General features: G+C 51.4%; 19 protein-coding genes. 5 read left to right on the forward strand and 14 right to left on the reverse strand.

Annotation, left to right across the window (positions count from 1 at the left end):
• Nucleotides 1-96 precede the first annotated feature (96 nt).
• The 5 genes from GF617_RS19930 to GF617_RS19950 form a co-directional block, all read right to left on the reverse strand.
• Nucleotides 97-1,050 (reverse strand): transketolase family protein, encoded by a 954-nt coding sequence (locus GF617_RS19930; RefSeq protein ID WP_203452311.1) that lies wholly within the window; start codon nucleotides 1,048-1,050, stop codon nucleotides 97-99.
• Nucleotides 1,043-1,873 (reverse strand): transketolase, encoded by an 831-nt coding sequence (locus GF617_RS19935; RefSeq protein ID WP_203452312.1) that lies wholly within the window; start codon nucleotides 1,871-1,873, stop codon nucleotides 1,043-1,045. Before GF617_RS19935 ends, GF617_RS19930 begins: the two co-directional genes overlap by 8 nt.
• Nucleotides 1,870-3,261 carry a PTS ascorbate transporter subunit IIC gene (locus tag GF617_RS19940; protein ID WP_181620239.1) on the reverse strand — a complete coding sequence of 464 codons (1,392 nt, stop codon included), beginning with the start codon at nucleotides 3,259-3,261 and terminating at the stop codon, nucleotides 1,870-1,872. Before GF617_RS19940 ends, GF617_RS19935 begins: the two co-directional genes overlap by 4 nt.
• 22 nt (nucleotides 3,262-3,283) lie before the next feature.
• On the reverse strand, nucleotides 3,284-3,556 hold the full coding sequence (locus GF617_RS19945) for a PTS sugar transporter subunit IIB (protein WP_181620240.1): 273 nt from the start codon (nucleotides 3,554-3,556) through the stop codon (nucleotides 3,284-3,286).
• Between the two features lie 81 nt (nucleotides 3,557-3,637).
• Nucleotides 3,638-4,081: a PTS sugar transporter subunit IIA gene (locus GF617_RS19950; protein ID WP_181623810.1), complete on the reverse strand. Its 444-nt coding sequence runs from the start codon at nucleotides 4,079-4,081 to the stop codon at nucleotides 3,638-3,640.
• 238 nt (nucleotides 4,082-4,319) lie between these two features.
• On the opposite strand from GF617_RS19950, the gene GF617_RS19955 reads away from it, so the two are divergent.
• Entirely contained in the window at nucleotides 4,320-5,339 is a 1,020-nt protein-coding gene (locus GF617_RS19955) for a LacI family DNA-binding transcriptional regulator (protein ID WP_203452313.1), read from the forward strand.
• A gap of 3 nt (nucleotides 5,340-5,342) precedes the next feature.
• On the opposite strand, the gene yfcD is transcribed toward GF617_RS19955, so the two are convergent.
• The 3 genes from yfcD to yfcF are packed head-to-tail and all read right to left on the reverse strand — an operon-like array spanning nucleotide 5,343 to nucleotide 7,205.
• Nucleotides 5,343-5,897, reverse strand: a complete 555-nt coding sequence (gene yfcD, locus GF617_RS19960; protein WP_181620242.1) for an NUDIX hydrolase YfcD — start codon at nucleotides 5,895-5,897, stop codon at nucleotides 5,343-5,345.
• A gap of 56 nt (nucleotides 5,898-5,953) precedes the next feature.
• On the reverse strand, nucleotides 5,954-6,505 hold the full coding sequence (gene yfcE, locus GF617_RS19965) for a phosphodiesterase (protein WP_181620243.1): 552 nt from the start codon (nucleotides 6,503-6,505) through the stop codon (nucleotides 5,954-5,956).
• Nucleotides 6,506-6,560: 55 nt separating this feature from the next.
• Nucleotides 6,561-7,205: a glutathione transferase gene (gene yfcF, locus GF617_RS19970; protein WP_181620244.1), complete on the reverse strand. Its 645-nt coding sequence runs from the start codon at nucleotides 7,203-7,205 to the stop codon at nucleotides 6,561-6,563.
• A 138-nt stretch (nucleotides 7,206-7,343) separates the two neighbouring features.
• Between yfcF and yfcG the strand changes: the two genes are divergently transcribed.
• The 4 genes from yfcG (at nucleotide 7,344) to GF617_RS19990 (ending at nucleotide 9,890) form a co-directional block, all read left to right on the forward strand.
• Nucleotides 7,344-7,973 (forward strand): GSH-dependent disulfide bond oxidoreductase, encoded by a 630-nt coding sequence (gene yfcG / locus GF617_RS19975; protein WP_181620245.1) that lies wholly within the window; start codon nucleotides 7,344-7,346, stop codon nucleotides 7,971-7,973.
• 73 nt (nucleotides 7,974-8,046) lie between these two features.
• Nucleotides 8,047-8,415 carry a dihydroneopterin triphosphate 2'-epimerase gene (gene folX, locus GF617_RS19980; protein ID WP_181620246.1) on the forward strand — a complete coding sequence of 123 codons (369 nt, stop codon included), beginning with the start codon at nucleotides 8,047-8,049 and terminating at the stop codon, nucleotides 8,413-8,415.
• A 13-nt stretch (nucleotides 8,416-8,428) separates the two neighbouring features.
• Nucleotides 8,429-9,328: a TIGR01777 family oxidoreductase gene (locus GF617_RS19985; protein ID WP_203452314.1), complete on the forward strand. Its 900-nt coding sequence runs from the start codon at nucleotides 8,429-8,431 to the stop codon at nucleotides 9,326-9,328.
• A 52-nt stretch (nucleotides 9,329-9,380) separates the two neighbouring features.
• The gene (locus GF617_RS19990) at nucleotides 9,381-9,890 is read left to right on the forward strand and encodes a GNAT family N-acetyltransferase (RefSeq protein WP_181620248.1); all 510 of its coding nucleotides are present in this window, start codon (nucleotides 9,381-9,383) and stop codon (nucleotides 9,888-9,890) included.
• 47 nt (nucleotides 9,891-9,937) lie between these two features.
• Here GF617_RS19990 and hisP read toward each other — a convergent pair whose 3' ends face one another.
• The 6 genes from hisP to GF617_RS20020 all read right to left on the reverse strand — a co-directional run bounded on the left by hisP (nucleotide 9,938) and on the right by GF617_RS20020 (nucleotide 14,871).
• Nucleotides 9,938-10,711 (reverse strand): histidine ABC transporter ATP-binding protein HisP, encoded by a 774-nt coding sequence (hisP, locus tag GF617_RS19995; RefSeq protein ID WP_181620249.1) that lies wholly within the window; start codon nucleotides 10,709-10,711, stop codon nucleotides 9,938-9,940.
• Between the two features lie 8 nt (nucleotides 10,712-10,719).
• Complete coding sequence (locus GF617_RS20000; RefSeq protein WP_181620250.1) at nucleotides 10,720-11,436, reverse strand: ABC transporter permease; 717 nt, start codon at nucleotides 11,434-11,436, stop codon at nucleotides 10,720-10,722.
• The gene (locus GF617_RS20005; RefSeq protein WP_181620251.1) at nucleotides 11,433-12,119 is read right to left on the reverse strand and encodes a histidine ABC transporter permease HisQ; all 687 of its coding nucleotides are present in this window, start codon (nucleotides 12,117-12,119) and stop codon (nucleotides 11,433-11,435) included. Before GF617_RS20005 ends, GF617_RS20000 begins: the two co-directional genes overlap by 4 nt.
• 88 nt (nucleotides 12,120-12,207) lie before the next feature.
• A complete protein-coding gene (hisJ, locus tag GF617_RS20010) occupies nucleotides 12,208-12,990 on the reverse strand; it encodes a histidine ABC transporter substrate-binding protein HisJ (protein WP_181620252.1) in 783 nt (260 codons plus the stop codon).
• A 243-nt stretch (nucleotides 12,991-13,233) separates the two neighbouring features.
• Complete coding sequence (argT, locus tag GF617_RS20015) at nucleotides 13,234-14,016, reverse strand: lysine/arginine/ornithine ABC transporter substrate-binding protein ArgT (RefSeq protein ID WP_181620253.1); 783 nt, start codon at nucleotides 14,014-14,016, stop codon at nucleotides 13,234-13,236.
• A 285-nt stretch (nucleotides 14,017-14,301) separates the two neighbouring features.
• Nucleotides 14,302-14,871 carry a UbiX family flavin prenyltransferase gene (locus GF617_RS20020; protein ID WP_181620254.1) on the reverse strand — a complete coding sequence of 190 codons (570 nt, stop codon included), beginning with the start codon at nucleotides 14,869-14,871 and terminating at the stop codon, nucleotides 14,302-14,304.
• Nucleotides 14,872-14,905: the final 34 nt, after the last annotated feature.

Genomic DNA, 14,905 nt, shown 5'->3' on the forward strand with positions numbered 1-14,905 from the left:
CGCGGGAACTCAGGGTAAAGACCAGAAAATATCCGGATAAAAAGGTTGCTGGTCACCTTAAGTGACCAGCATTAACCTGATGGTCGCCTTTTTTATTTACAGCAGCTCTCGCGCCGCCGAAACAATATCATGCGCCGTCAGGCCGTACTCCTTCTGCAGGAAATCCTGAGTCCCCACCTGGCCGTAACGCTCTTTAACACCCACTCGACGCATCGGTACAGGACAGGTTTCTACCAGCACTTCCGCAACGGCTGAACCCAGCCCATTATGAATACTGTGGTTTTCACAGGTCACGATGCGCCCGGTTTTCTCGGCATAATTTTTCACCAGCATCCGGTCGATGGGTTTCAGGGTAAACATGTCGATCACTGCCGCACTGACCCCTTCCTGCTCCAGTTGACGTGCTGCTTCCAGCGCTTCCGCCACCATGATGCCATTGGCAATAAGGGTAATATCATTCCCTTCACGCAAAACGTTTCCTTTGCCGATGGTAAAGGTTGAGCCTGGGGCATAGACACTTGGCGCCTGTTTACGGATGGTGCGAACCCAATAGAAGCCTTCGAGGTCGATAAGCTGGCGCAGCACATCCTCAAACATCACCGCATCGGTCACTTCCAGCACCACCGAATTCGCCAGACCGCGCACAATGCCCATATCCTCAAAGGACATATGCGTTCCGCCGTTGTGACAGGCCGTAACGCCAGCATCCGAGGCAATCACCTTCACGTTGTTGCGCTGGTAATCGAGCGACATAAATAGCTGGTCGAAACAACGACGGCTGGCAAAGGCGGTAAAGGTGTGGACGAATGGCTTGCGCCCGGTGAGCGACAGCCCTGCCGCTGTGCCGATAACATTGGCCTCCATGATGCCACAGTTAATCACATGCTGCGGGTAATCGCGCGCCACACCGTCCATCGCCATAGAGCTCATCAGATCCGCTTCGAGGGTAATAATCTCGCTCCCGGCTTCAATCTGTTTCGCCACAAAGCCCGCGTAGACTTTACGCATCTCAACGGTATCTTTCTGTCCTGCAGGTGCGACCTTAATCATGTGAAGCCTCCAGTTGGCGAATCGTCTCGTGAAGTGCGGCTTTACTCTCATCGGTCAGGCGCAAATGGTGCGAGTTGCTTAACTGCTCCAGATAAGGAACGCCCTGCCCTTTGATGCTATCGAGAATAACGATCAGTGGGCGGGCATCGGCTGCCGGAATCCGTGAAGTGACTTCCAGCAACATTGGGATATCGTCCCCTTTGACCGTCACCACCTCATAACCAAAGGCACGGAATTTCCCTTCCAGGTCGAACGCGCAAATAATGTCGTCCAACTCACCGTCAAGCTGCTGTTTATTCCAGTCCACAAATACCGTCAGATTGTTTAAACGGTGATGAGCAATAAACTGGAACGCTTCCCAGCACTGGCCTTCGTTCAGCTCACCATCACCCACAATGCAAAATACCCGGTTGGGCCGCCCCGCCAGCTTATGCGACAGTGCCATTCCTCCTGCGATGGAGATCCCCTGCCCCAGAGAACCTGTGGTGGCATCCACGCCGCGGGTTTTCAGACGGTCCGGATGGCTTGGCAGACGCGTTCCATTCTGGTTCAGCGTGCTCAGCTCTTCTACCGGGAAGTAGCCCTTAATGGCGAGCGTGCTGTACAGCGCCGGGCCGGCATGGCCTTTCGACAACACAAAATAGTCGCGCTCTGGCCAGTCAGGATCGGCCGGGTCAATCTTCATCACTGCGCCGTAGAGTACAGCCAGAGTTTCGACCACCGACATACTGCCACCGTAGTGACCAAAACCCAGTTGCGTCAGCGATTTCAGTGTCTCCAGGCGAATCTCACGCGCAAGATGGGTTATCTCATTCACATTCATGATTTAGCTCCGGTGTTTTCCTGCGCGTTACTGCCCGCAGATTTATTTTTAGCGAACACGTTGTACGCCACCAGCACTGCGAACAACGCAACAACCAGTCCCGTAATAGCAAGCGGCGACAGGAAGCGCGCGAGGTTACCCAGTACAATCCCGACAGCACCGAAATCAGCATCCGAGAAGGTAGTATTGGCAAAACCAATCGCGCCAAGTACAGGTAGCAGCAAGACCGGCAGGAAGGTGATCAGTAAGCCGTTGGCGAACGCGCCTATCATCGCCCCACGACGTCCGCCAGTGGCGTTACCGAACACACCCGCCGTCGCACCGGTAAAGAAGTGTGGAACAACGCCAGGCAGGATCAGCACCCAACTAAACTGACCGCAGATAAACAGTCCGACCAGACCACCGAGGAAGCTGAACAGGAAGCCAATCAGTACCGCATTAGGCGCATAGGGATAGACGACCGGACAGTCCAGCGCAGGACGTGCATTTGGAACCAGTTTTTCCGAAAAACCGGTAAAGGCAGGGACAATTTCCGCCAGAATCAGGCGTACACCTTGCAGGATAATGAACACGCCCGCAGCGAAGGTAATGGCCATGATGATGGCGTAAACCAGGTAGTTCTGACCGCCACTGAAGGTCGCCTCAACGTATTCACGCCCGGCGCTTACGGCCATGATCAGGTAGATAATCATCATGGTCAGCGAGATGGAGATAGAACTGTCACGCAGGAAGCTCAGGTTCTTCGGCAGGTTCATCTCTTCAGTAGAACGCGAACCTTTGCCGAATTTACTGCCAATCCAGCCGGAAAGCACATAACCCAGCGTACCGAAGTGACCAAAGGCAATATCATCATTACCCGTAATGCGTTTCATGTAACGCTGAGCCAGTGCCGGGAAGAACGCCATCACCAGACCTAAGATCAGCGAGCCGGTAAACACCAGGCCGACTCCTTCAAAGCCTGCAACGGTCAGGATCACACCAATCATACACGCCATATAGAAGGTGTGATGCCCGGTCAGGAAGATGTACTTCAGACGGGTAAAGCGCGCGACAATAATATTCGCGACCATCCCGAAAGCCATAATTAATGCCGTAGAAGCACCGTATTTTTCCAGCGCGATAGAAACAATCGCTTCATTATTGGGAATAATGCCCTGAATAGTAAAGGCATGCTCAAACATCCCGCCTAAAGGATTTAATGATCCGACCAGTACAGTTGCGCCACCGCCCAGAACAATAAAGCCCAGAATGGTTTTAATTGTGCCTTTTACCACATCAGAAAATGCCTTCTTCTGTGCTACCAGTCCAATTAAGGCAATTAACCCCACCAGCACTGATGGGACTTTTAATATATCAACAACGAAATTCAGCGTTTCAAGGATAAACATATCCGCCTCGCTATAATCAGGGTTATTGTCTTGAGAACCAGGCGCGTAACTGCGCTTCGAGTTCATTAATATCGATGATGTTGTTGATCACCACCAGTTGGCTTTCTGGCACACTGGCACTGGCTGCAATATCTTTTGCCATCACAAAAAGATCCGCTGCGCCTGGGGTAGCAGAAGAGAGATCTGAATGTTCAACCTCTGCCTCAATGTCCAGTTTCTTCAACACCTTTTTAATATTCATTTCGACCATGAAACTACTGCCAAGGCCCGAACCACAAATTGCCATGATTTTCATTATTATCCCCTTTTTTTGAGTACAGTTCGTCCCCATCATGCTGACGCATAATGTTGTGACTTATCGGTATGAGTAATTAAATCAGAAGCGGTCGATAATTTTTTTAATGTCCTCCAGGGTATTAGCCTGATGTAATTCAGCCATATCATCATCGCTGGAAAATAACTCTGCCAGAGCAGAAATCATTTCAATATGACTGTGTTTATCTGGCGCAGCCAGCATCACAATCACATCGACGGGATCAAACTCTCCAGCACCAAATGAAACTCCCTGTTTAAGTTTTAATAATGACAGGCCGAGTCCTTTTGCCCCTTCTTCAGGCCGCGCATGCGGCATGGCTAGCCCTGGTGCCAGCACATAATACGGTCCTAATTTATGGTGTTGCTCAACAATCGCGGTGACATATTCCGGCAATATCACCTGCATATCCAGTAGCGGTTTAGCACAAATCTCCAGCGCCTGTGGCCAGCTCTCCACGCTCTCCTGAAGTGTGATGGTTGTATCATATATCCAATTTTTGAGCATTTTGCACTCCTGGCATGACGCAAAAGATGAGCAAACTTTATTCAACAGTTGAATCATTGGCTGCGATCAAGATCACAAAGATAGCGCTACCAATCTTTAACATTCAGAATTGTGATAGCGCTATCAAATTACAATCATCGCGTGAAATCACAGCAAATAAAGGGATTTAAGGCGTATACTGCCTTCCACGTGAAGCGAAGGATGATAATAAAAACGCGTCCTGTCAGCAGGAAGGTGTATGTCTCTAACCCGAAAACGGCGAAGTACCGGTAAAGTGACAATTGCCGATGTCGCGCAACTTGCCGGAGTGGGCACGATGACCGTGTCCCGTGCGTTACGCACGCCTGAACAGGTTTCCGATAAACTGCGTGAAAAAATTGAAGCTGCTGTGCAGGCGCTGGGGTATATGCCGAACCTGGCAGCCAGTGCGCTGGCGTCGGCCTCATCATGGACGATTGCCATGGTCGTCCCAAATCTTTCCGAGGCGGGTTGCTCGGAGATGTTTGCCGGATTGCAACAGGTGCTGCAGCCTGCCGGATACCAAATCATGCTGGCGGAATCTCAGCACCGTCTAGAACAAGAAGAAAAGTTGCTGGAAACGCTGCTTGCATCGAATATTGCAGCAGCCATTTTGCTCAGTGTCGAACACTCCGACACGGTACGCCATTGGCTGAAAAATGCTTCGATACCGGTGATGGAAATGGGCGCCATGCGTGCCGATCCCATTGATATGAATATCGGTATTGATAACGTGGCAGCGATGTATGAATTAACAGAAATGTTGATTCAACGCGGTTATCAGAACATCGGCCTGCTGTGTGCAAACCAGGAGCAATGGATTTTCCAGCAACATTTGCAGGGCTGGTACAAAGCCATGCTGCGCCATCACATGTCACCAAACAGGGTGATTAATGCCGCCATGCCACCTAATTTCTCCACGGGTGCAGCTCAACTGCCTGAATTTTTGTTGGCGTGGCCAGAGCTTGACGCCCTCGTGTGCGTGTCCGATGAACTGGCGTGCGGCGCATTGTACGAATGCCAGCGCAGACGAATCAAAGTGCCGGACGATCTGGCCGTTGTAGGGTTTGGAGATAGCGATGTCAGCCGCGTCTGTCAACCGCCATTAACAACCATGGCCGTACCACACCGTAAGATTGGTATCGAAGCAGGACGCGCGTTGCTGGAGCGCTTGAACGACGGAGACTGGCGCGATCAGAAAACCATCGCATCCAGCCTGTGTTTACGGGAAAGCTGTTAAGGCTTATTCAGCTTCTTCTTGTTTCTCGGTTTTTGCGGATTCGTTATTAGCATTACGGCTCATCCACAATGCCAGCGCTTTTAACGAGTCCGGCGTGAATTCGTCACAACGCGCAGTGATCTCTTCTGGCGTCATCCAGCTCACTTCACTGACTTCTTCTTCCTGAAGTGCAAACGGCCCGTGGGAGACACAGCTGAACAGTCCTCCCCAGACACGGCAGTTTGGATCTTCAAAATAGAACTGCCCGTGCTCGGCAAATGGAACCCCTGCAATACCTAACTCTTCTTCGGCTTCGCGACGGGCTGAATCCAGTAAAACTTCATCGGCCTGAACCACGCCTCCTGCAGTAGCATCCAGCATACCTGGGAGAAAATCCTTCGTTTCCGTACGTCGCTGCACCAGGATTTTGCCCATACCATCATGGACAACAATATATGTTGCGCGGTGGCGCAAGCGTTCGGCCCGCATCTGTTCGCGACTTGCCTGTGCTATCACTTCATTGTCTTCACTGACAATGTCAACCCACTCTGTACTTGCCAAATGACTCTGCTCCACCATCGGGGAAACCTTCTCGTCTAAGCGCTCTTTCGGCGCGTTTGCAGTTGGGGTGTAACTTACGGATTAATCGCTACCTGCGCAATAACTTGCTGATCATTAAGTGCGATAACGCTGAGCATATTCTCGTCCAGCATGCCGTAGCTCGCCGGGTATCCCCCTTTGGGAATGCTAACTGAGCCGGGATTAAAGTAATAAATATCCCCGCGTTTTTCAGCGACCGGAATATGAGTATGGCCGTAAACCAGAACATCGCCAGCGACCAGCGCAGGCAGGTTATCAGGGTTAAAAAGATGACCGTGGGTCAAAAACAGACGTGTTTTTTCCAGCAAAACCTGCTGCCAGGGAGCGGTAATCGGGAATTGCAGCAGCATCTGATCGACTTCGCTGTCGCAATTTCCGCGAACGGCGATAATGCGCCCCGCAACCGTATTAAGCGCCTCAGCCACCTGCGCAGGGGCATACCCTTCCGGCAGCGCATTACGCGGCCCATGGTTTAACACATCGCCCAGAATAACCAGCCACTGCGCTCCGCTTTGTGCAAACAGAGAGAGAACACGCTCTGCAGCGGGCAGCGATCCGTGGATATCCGATGCAAACATCAGTTTCATCAGTCACTCCTTCGAAAAACAGACTGCCCTATCATACCGCAACAACCCGGGCTTATCAGCCAACACGCTTAGCGGAGAGTGCCACATAGCGCTGCACTGACGCACGTTGCCACTGGAAGTTTGCATAATCAACCAACACCTGGGGAACCTCGTCTCCATTGAGCACCAGTCGATTCAGCATCAGAGCCAAATCCACATCGGCAATACACCATTCGCCAAACAGATTGGGGTTGCCATGTGAAAGCAGTGCTGTTGCTGTTTCCAATAATTTATTGGCACTTTCCTGACCCGCTTCACTTAATGCGGCTTTTTTCGCACCAGCAAACACCACATCCGTAGAACGTTCAGCACGAATTGGCAGCAAATCGCTGCGCAGCCACGCCTGAATCTGACGTGCGCGCGCACGTTTTTGTAGGTCATGAGGATAAATACGTTCCCATTCTGGCGGAGCAAAACGGTCTTCCAGATACTCGGCGATGGCAGAGGATTCACTCAGTTCAAATCCCTCAATCTCCAGCACGGGCACTCGTCGGGTCAGTGAGTAGCCCCGCCACTCAGGTTTGAGATGGTCGCCGCAGTCAAGATCAACGGTTTTCAGCGTGAACGACAGCCCTTTTTCGGCCAGTGCCACATAGGCACTCATGACATAAGGGGAATAGAAATTCGCATCGGACCACAAAGTGATGGCGGGTTGGTTCATAACGTCCTCATAAGCTGATCGGTTTTCAACCAACATATAATCTCTTTGTCCCGCTGTCACTTGATGAAAACTCACGATTTACAACAAGCACCTATACTCGTTTTATCACCTCTTTTTTTGCTATGACAGGAGTTGAGAATGATAGACCTCTATTATGCCCCTACCCCTAACGGTCATAAGATCACCCTCTTTCTGGAAGAAGCAAATCTGGATTACCGGATCATTCGAATTGATATCAGTAAAGGGGATCAGTTCAGGCCGGATTTCCTCGCCATCTCACCCAATAACAAGATCCCCGCCATTATTGATACCGAGCCGGATGATGGCGGCACACCGTTGAACCTGTTTGAGTCAGGCGAAATTTTGCTCTATCTGGCAGAAAAAAGCGGAAAACTGCTGAGCGGAGAACTACGCGAACGCCACCACACGCTGCAATGGCTTTTCTGGCAAACCAGCGGGCTGGGGCCCATGCTCGGACAGAACCACCACTTTAATGCTTTCGCCCCGCAACCTATCCCTTACGCTATAGAGCGTTACCAGGTTGAGACGCAACGTCTTTACGGGGTAATGAACCGGCGTCTTGAGAAATCCCCCTGGCTTGGCGGCGATCATTACAGCATTGCCGATATCGCCTGTTGGCCATGGATCAACGCCCATGAGCGTCAGCGTATTGATCTAGCAACCTACCCTGCGGTGAATAACTGGTTCGAGCGGATAAGAACCCGCCCGGCCACCGAGCGAGCCATGCAAAAAGCGCAGCAGATTTAAACATGCGTCCGGTTGGGCGCGTGTGATGTCATCATGTATTATGGAGAAAATAACAACACGGAGTAGACCTGCAATGTCGCAGCATGACGCTATTATTCGCATTAAAAACTTACGCTTACGCGCGTTCATCGGTATCAAAGACGAAGAGATCGCGAACCGTCAGGATATCGTTATCAATGTCATCATCCACTACCCGGCAGACAAGGCGCGGGCCAGCGAAGACATCAATGATGCGCTGAATTATCGCACTATTACTAAAAGCATCATTCATTACGTTGAAAACAACCGCTTCTCTTTACTGGAAAAATTAACTCAGGATGTGCTCGATATCGCACGCGAACATCATTGGGTCACATATGCTGAAGTAGAGATCGATAAACTTCACGCGCTGCGTTATGCCGACTCCGTCTCCATGACGTTAAGCTGGCAGCGCCAGGCATAAACCTGGAGGTTGTATGAAGATTCTGCTGACCGGCGGCACAGGTCTGATTGGACGCCACCTCATTCCGCGTCTGCATGCGCTAAAACACGACATTACCGTGGTCACCCGCAGTCCGGAAAAAGCACGTCAGGTGCTAGGGGCGGGCATCGACATCTGGAAAGGACTGACTGAGCAACAGAATCTGGACGGCTTTGATGCCGTCATTAATCTTGCAGGCGAACCCATCGCCGACAAACGCTGGACGGAAGAGCAAAAGCAACGCTTGTGTAGCAGTCGCTGGAATATCACGGAAAAACTGGTTGAGCTTATCCGTAACAGCCACACTCCGCCGTCGGTATTTATTTCTGGCTCGGCTGCGGGATATTACGGCGATCTCGGCGAAGTAGTGGTGACGGAAGAAGAGCCTCCGCACAACGAATTCACCCACAAGCTCTGCGCCCAGTGGGAGCGCATTGCCAGTGCAGCACAGAGCGATAACACCCGCGTCTGCCTTCTGCGAACCGGTGTCGTCCTCACCCCTAAAGGTGGCATTCTGGCCAAAATGCTTCCCCCCTTTAAGTTAGGGCTGGGGGGGCCAATCGGAAATGGCCGCCAGTATCTGGCCTGGATCCATATTGATGACATGGTAAATGGCATTCTTTGGTTGCTTGATAACGATCTTCGCGGCCCGTTCAATATGGTCTCCCCGTATCCTGTTCGTAATGAACAGTTTGCTCACGCGCTCGGGCATGCGCTGCATCGCCCGGCGATATTGCGCGTGCCTGCTACAGTCATTCGGCTGTTAATGGGAGAATCGTCTGTGCTGGTGCTGGGTGGTCAGCGTGCGTTGCCAAAGCGGCTGGAAGCCGCCGGATTTGCCTTTCGCTGGTATGACTTAGAAGAAGCGCTGGGGGATGTGGTGGGTAAAACCTGACAACAGGTTATGGTAAAGTGATACGCCAACCCCTTCGTATGACGGCGTAATCATGGCTACCATCACCACACCCAGGCTTCACCTCACCCCTTTCGAACCCTCTGACTGGGCATTCTTCCGCACGCTGCGAGAAGACCATGCCATCATGCGCTATATGGCCGCCATCGCCCCGGAAAAAGAGACCCGACGCTTGTTCGCTGCGCGTCTTGCCGCGCCGCATATTTTTGTTATTCGTCTTCATGATGATGCCACACCGCTGGGCGATATCGGCCTGCAAATCAGCCCTGAGAATCGTGAAGAGGCGGATATCGGTTATACCGTCGTGCCTGCTGCTCAGGGAAAAGGTATTGCCAGCGAGGCGTTACGTGCGGTGTGTGAGTATGCATTTAACCAGACGGGCGTGAAGGCGATTAACGCCTATGTGCTGGCGGATAACGTCGGTTCTGTGCGGGTGTTAGAGAAGGCCGGGTTTGTACGTACTCAGGTGCTGGAAAAAGCGTATGAGATTGACGGGGTTCGGTATGACGACTGGGTTTACCGGCTGGAGTGTGGTGCGATCTGATCCCCTCACCCCGGCCCTCTCCCACCGGGAGAGGGGGAAAGCAAAAACTACTTCAACGATCCTTTCAGGAACTGCTGCAAGCGTGGGCTTTTCGGGTTTGCCAGCACCTCATCCGGATGCCCCTGCTCTTCAATTTTACCCTGATGCAGGAAAATAACGTGGTTCGAGACGTTACGGGCGAAGCCCATTTCGTGTGTCACCACCACCATCGTTTTCCCCTCTTCGGCCAGTTTCTGCATAATACGCAGAACTTCACCAACCAGTTCAGGATCGAGTGCTGAGGTAGGTTCATCAAACAACAATACTTCTGGCTCCATCGCCAGCGCACGAGCGATAGAAACGCGCTGCTGCTGACCACCGGACAAATGCACCGGATATTTCATCTGCTGGCGTTCGTCGATCCCCACTTTCGCGAGATATTTCACCGCCCGTTCACGCGCTTCAGTTTTACTTAACCCCAGCACCTGGATTGGCGCTTCCATCACGTTCTCCAGCACCGTCATGTGGCTCCAGAGGTTAAAGTGCTGGAACACCATCGTCAGGCGCGTACGCAGCAGGCGTAGCTGATGTTTATCCGCGACCTTGAGTTGACCGTCTTTATCACGCACCAGGTTGATGTTCTGCCCACTCACCACAATTGAACCTTCACTCGGTTTTTCGAGGAAGTTAATGCAGCGCAGGAAGGTGCTTTTCCCTGAACCTGATGAACCGATAATACTGATCACATCGCCTGCATTAGCCTGTAGCGACACCCCTTTCAGCACTTCATGTTCGCCGTAGCGTTTGTGCAAATCGATAACGTTTAATTTGTTCTCAGCCATCATAATTCTCAGTGCGTCGAAGACGGTTTTACATGCTGCAACCAGCGTTTTTCAGCCTTACGGAACAGGCTAATCAGGACATACGAAATAATCAAATACAGGACTGCCGCGATGCCGAATGCGGTGAACGGCTGATAGGTTGCCGAGTTAATATCGCGGGCAATTTTCAGCAAATCCGGCACGGTGGCTGTAAATGCCAGGGCGGTAGAGTGCAGCATCAAAATCACTTCGTTGCTGTAGGCAGGCAAAGCGATACGCAGCGCGGACGGCAAAATGATGCAACGATAAAGTTTCACCGAAGAGAAACCGTATGCGCGTGCCGCCTCAATTTCACCGTAAGGCACAGAGCGAATCGCCCCGGCAAAAATTTCGGTGGTATATGCACAAGTATTCAGCGTTAACGCCAGCACCGTACAGTTCAGGCCACTGCGGAAGAAAGCATTGAGCATTTCCGTGCCTTTCACAATCTCCAGCGTGTACATGCCCGAATAGAACACCAGCAACTGCACATACAGTGGTGTACCGCGGAAAATGTAGGTAAACAGCCAAATCGGGAAGCGAATAAATTTATTGTTCGACACGCGACCGATGGCCATAAATATCGCCAGCACACCGCCCATCGCCACAGAAGAAATTAGCAGCCACAGCGTAATCGCCACGCCCGTGAAGCGATAACCATCTGTCCACAACAGTGATTTCCAGTATTCCTGAATAATTTCAATCACAGGTCAGCCCTCTTCACACCCACGGAGTAGCGACGTTCGAGCAGAAGCAGCACACCATTGGAAACGGTCGTAAAGACCAGATAAATCACACCACACACCACCGCAAAGTAGAACGGCTCCCAGGTACTCTTACCCGCCAGTTGCGTGGCTTTCACCACGTCTTCGAGACCAAGCAGCGAAACCAGCGCCGTCGCCTTAAGAATGACTTGCCAGTTGTTACCAATACCCGGTAAGGCATAGCGCATCATGGCTGGAAACATAATGCGGCGGAATGTTTGCGAGGAGGTAAACCCGAAAGCAGTTGCCGCCTCGATGTGTCCTTTCGGAACGGCCATATATGCGCCACGAAAGGTTTCAGTGAAGTAAGCCCCGTAGATAAAACCGAGGGTAATAATGCCCGCGACCATGGGATCAATATCCCACTGCGCGAAGCCCAATGCATCCGTTACGCTGTTAAGCACAATTTGCAGGCCGTAAAAAATTAACAGCATCAGCACCAGGTCAGGAACACCACGAATCAGGGTGGTATAGGCTTCAAAAATCAAAGCCATCACCCGATTGGCAGAGAGTTTCGCCCCCGCGCCCGCCAGGCCTATCAGCACAGCCAGCACCACGGAACTGAGAGCCAGTTCGAGGGTGACAAGCGCGCCTTGTAAAATAACGCCAGAAAATCCGTACAGCATACCGCGTGCCCTGTCGTGTCGTGAGTAGTGAAACCGTGTCTTTTCCCCTCCCAACACGGGAGGGGTCGCACGTTATATGACGGGGTGATTAGCCACCGTACACATTAAAATCAAAGTATTTTTTCGCAAGCTTGTCGTACGTGCCATCTGCACGCATTTCAGCAAAGGCTTTGTTCAGCGCTTCACGCAGTTCGTTGTCTTCTTTGCGCAGGCCCATACCCGTCCCAACGCCAAAGAGTTTCTCGTCCTTAATGGACGGACCGCCGAACTTGTAATCTTTACCAACAGGCTGCTTCAGGAAGCCTTCGCTTGCGGCAACTTCATCCTGGAACGCGGCATCAATACGGCCCGCCGTCAGGTCAGCATAAATATTTTCCTGGCCCTGATAAGAGACGATTTCGATTCCTTTAGGCGCCCAGTGTTCATTACCGTAGGTTTCCTGAGTTGTGCCTTGCAGGACGCCGACACGCTTACCTTTCAGGGACTCCAGCGTTGGCTGAATATCTGAGGATTTTGCGACAACCAGACGAGAATCTGCCGCGTAGAGTTTGTCGGTAAAGGCAATCTCTTGCTGGCGTTTTTCAGTAATCGAGAGGGAAGACATAATCACGTCGATTTTTTTCGCTTTCAGCGACGGGATCAGCGCATCCAGTGGGTTTTCGACATAGGTACATTGCGTTTTGATACGCTTGCACAGTTCATTTGCCAAATCGATATCAAAACCAATCAATTCACCTTTGGCATTCTTCGATTCGAATGGGGCATAAGTAGGATCCGTACCAATACGGATTTTTTGCGGAATAGCTGCGAATGCCGCGGTCGTGCTGGAAACGGCCAACACCAGAGAAAGTGACAATATCAGTTTTTTCATATCTATCCTCAACAGACTGGATTCTTACGGGATTTTTACTACGACGGGGTATTGTTAATGTGCCACTAATCCCCTCCGCAAGGCAAAAGATAATGCCCTGCGGATGGGATTTTTTGCATCTGGAATGCTTAAGTATGCACTTATGAACCAATAAACACCCAGGTTTGCACCATATTGGCTCACCAATACCCACAACGCACCACAATAGATCACCATTGTGGTGCATCACCCCGCAAGCAACGATTAATCACCGTATACGTTGAAGTCGAAATATTTCTTCGCCAGTTTGTCGTAGGTTCCGTCTTTACGCAGTTCTGCAAACGCTTTATCGAACGCAGCTTTCAGCTCGGTATCGTCTTTACGCAGACCAATTCCCGTACCGTCGCCAAAGTATTTTTTGTCTTTCACAGAAGGGCCAGCAAAGGCATAGTCTTTGCCTGCCGGTTGTTTCAGGAAGCCTTCGCTTGCAGCGACTTCATCCTGGAATGCTGCATCCAGGCGTCCTGCCGCCAGGTCAGAGTAAATTAAATCCTGGTTCTGATAGGCAACAACATCAACACCCTTTTCGCGCCAGGTTGCATTAGCGTAGCCTTCCTGGGTTGAGCCCTGAAGCACACCAACATGTTTGCCTTTCAGCGAGTCAATCGTCGGCTGAATGGGAGAGCCTTTAGCCGCGATCAGACGAGAGTCCGCAGCATAGAGCTTGTCAGAGAAGGCAATCTCTTGCTGACGTTTTTCGGTGATGGAGAGAGAGGAGATAATGGCATCAATTTTCTTGGCTTTCAGCGACGGGATTAATGCATCGAAATCGCTGCCTACCCATGTGCATTTCACCGCAATGCGCTTGCACATCTCATTTCCCAGATCGATATCAAACCCAACAAAATCGCCTTTCGCATCCTTGGAAGAGAATGGCGCGTAGGTTGCGTCAGTACCGATACGCACTGTCTGCGGCAGGGCCGCATAGCTGCTCGCTGCTGCACTTAATCCCACCAGCAAAGACAGAGCCAGAACCGTCTTCTTCATACATTTACCCTCAAGTACCGTGATTTTATTATGTATTGTGTTGTGTGTTGCAGGCTTATCTTGCAGGTCTTATGCCACATTGCCGTCTGCTTAAAAATTCGACGTTAAATATGTTAATAAAACGTTGCGATATTGCCTTAATGGTGAAAGATAGCAGGTCTGCCGAACGAACCGGAAAGGGAAAAAAGGAAAAAACGAATTAAATGTCGAGGATATGATCGCGGTTGCAGTTTTGCCCTGTAACAGGGCAACGTGCCTTTTCATGCACTCAGGTTGTGCACAAATTTATGCCCCTTGCCAGCGAGCGAAGAGATCGCCAGGCAGGTCAATATCAAACTGATCCAGCACACGGTTAACCGTCTGATTAATCACATCATCAAGCGTCTGTGGACGATGATAAAAAGCCGGGACCGGAGGCATGATCACAGCTCCCAGTTCTGCCGCCTGCGTCATCAACCGCAGATGCCCCAGATGCAGCGGCGTCTCTCGCACGCACAACACCAGCGGACGGCGTTCTTTCAGCACCACGTCCGCTGCACGCGTCACCAGGGTATCGGTATAGCTGTTGACGATGCCAGAGAGTGTTTTAATTGAGCAAGGCAGGATAACCATTCCAGCTGTTTTATACGAACCGGAAGAGATGCTGGCCGCAATATCGCGGGAATCATGTACAACGTCTGCCAGGGACTGCACATCCCGCAGGGCAACGTCGGTTTCAAGGGAAAGCGTCTGACGCGCCGCCTGGCTCATCACCAGATGGGTTTCCACGTCTGCTACGTCGCGTAGCACTTGCAACAGTCGAACGCCGTAAATCGCGCCGCTCGCACCGCTGATCCCTACAATGAGTCGTTTCATGATTATTGCCCTTGCTGATTTCAGGGCTGACTGT

Origin of the sequence: Lelliottia sp. RWM.1 (assembly GCF_016859735.1) — a bacterium.
Classification (GTDB): domain Bacteria; phylum Pseudomonadota; class Gammaproteobacteria; order Enterobacterales; family Enterobacteriaceae; genus Enterobacter.

What these genes read in the sequence shown, in the direction of transcription:
- GF617_RS19945 (WP_181620240.1), bottom strand. Translation starts at nt 3,556, where the DNA reads ATGAAAATCATGGCAATTTGTGGTTCGGGCCTTGGCAGTAGTTTCATG.
- GF617_RS19990 (WP_181620248.1), top strand. Translation starts at nt 9,381, where the DNA reads ATGGCTACCATCACCACACCCAGGCTTCACCTCACCCCTTTCGAACCC.
- yfcD (WP_181620242.1), bottom strand. Translation starts at nt 5,897, where the DNA reads ATGGTGGAGCAGAGTCATTTGGCAAGTACAGAGTGGGTTGACATTGTC.
- hisP (WP_181620249.1), bottom strand. Translation starts at nt 10,711, where the DNA reads ATGGCTGAGAACAAATTAAACGTTATCGATTTGCACAAACGCTACGGC.
- argT (WP_181620253.1), bottom strand. Translation starts at nt 14,016, where the DNA reads ATGAAGAAGACGGTTCTGGCTCTGTCTTTGCTGGTGGGATTAAGTGCA.
- GF617_RS19935 (WP_203452312.1), bottom strand. Translation starts at nt 1,873, where the DNA reads ATGAATGTGAATGAGATAACCCATCTTGCGCGTGAGATTCGCCTGGAG.
- GF617_RS20020 (WP_181620254.1), bottom strand. Translation starts at nt 14,871, where the DNA reads ATGAAACGACTCATTGTAGGGATCAGCGGTGCGAGCGGCGCGATTTAC.
- GF617_RS19985 (WP_203452314.1), top strand. Translation starts at nt 8,429, where the DNA reads ATGAAGATTCTGCTGACCGGCGGCACAGGTCTGATTGGACGCCACCTC.
- GF617_RS20005 (WP_181620251.1), bottom strand. Translation starts at nt 12,119, where the DNA reads ATGCTGTACGGATTTTCTGGCGTTATTTTACAAGGCGCGCTTGTCACC.
- GF617_RS19955 (WP_203452313.1), top strand. Translation starts at nt 4,320, where the DNA reads ATGTCTCTAACCCGAAAACGGCGAAGTACCGGTAAAGTGACAATTGCC.
- yfcF (WP_181620244.1), bottom strand. Translation starts at nt 7,205, where the DNA reads ATGAACCAACCCGCCATCACTTTGTGGTCCGATGCGAATTTCTATTCC.
- GF617_RS19950 (WP_181623810.1), bottom strand. Translation starts at nt 4,081, where the DNA reads ATGCTCAAAAATTGGATATATGATACAACCATCACACTTCAGGAGAGC.
- hisJ (WP_181620252.1), bottom strand. Translation starts at nt 12,990, where the DNA reads ATGAAAAAACTGATATTGTCACTTTCTCTGGTGTTGGCCGTTTCCAGC.
- GF617_RS19940 (WP_181620239.1), bottom strand. Translation starts at nt 3,261, where the DNA reads ATGTTTATCCTTGAAACGCTGAATTTCGTTGTTGATATATTAAAAGTC.
- yfcG (WP_181620245.1), top strand. Translation starts at nt 7,344, where the DNA reads ATGATAGACCTCTATTATGCCCCTACCCCTAACGGTCATAAGATCACC.
- folX (WP_181620246.1), top strand. Translation starts at nt 8,047, where the DNA reads ATGTCGCAGCATGACGCTATTATTCGCATTAAAAACTTACGCTTACGC.
- GF617_RS19930 (WP_203452311.1), bottom strand. Translation starts at nt 1,050, where the DNA reads ATGATTAAGGTCGCACCTGCAGGACAGAAAGATACCGTTGAGATGCGT.
- yfcE (WP_181620243.1), bottom strand. Translation starts at nt 6,505, where the DNA reads ATGAAACTGATGTTTGCATCGGATATCCACGGATCGCTGCCCGCTGCA.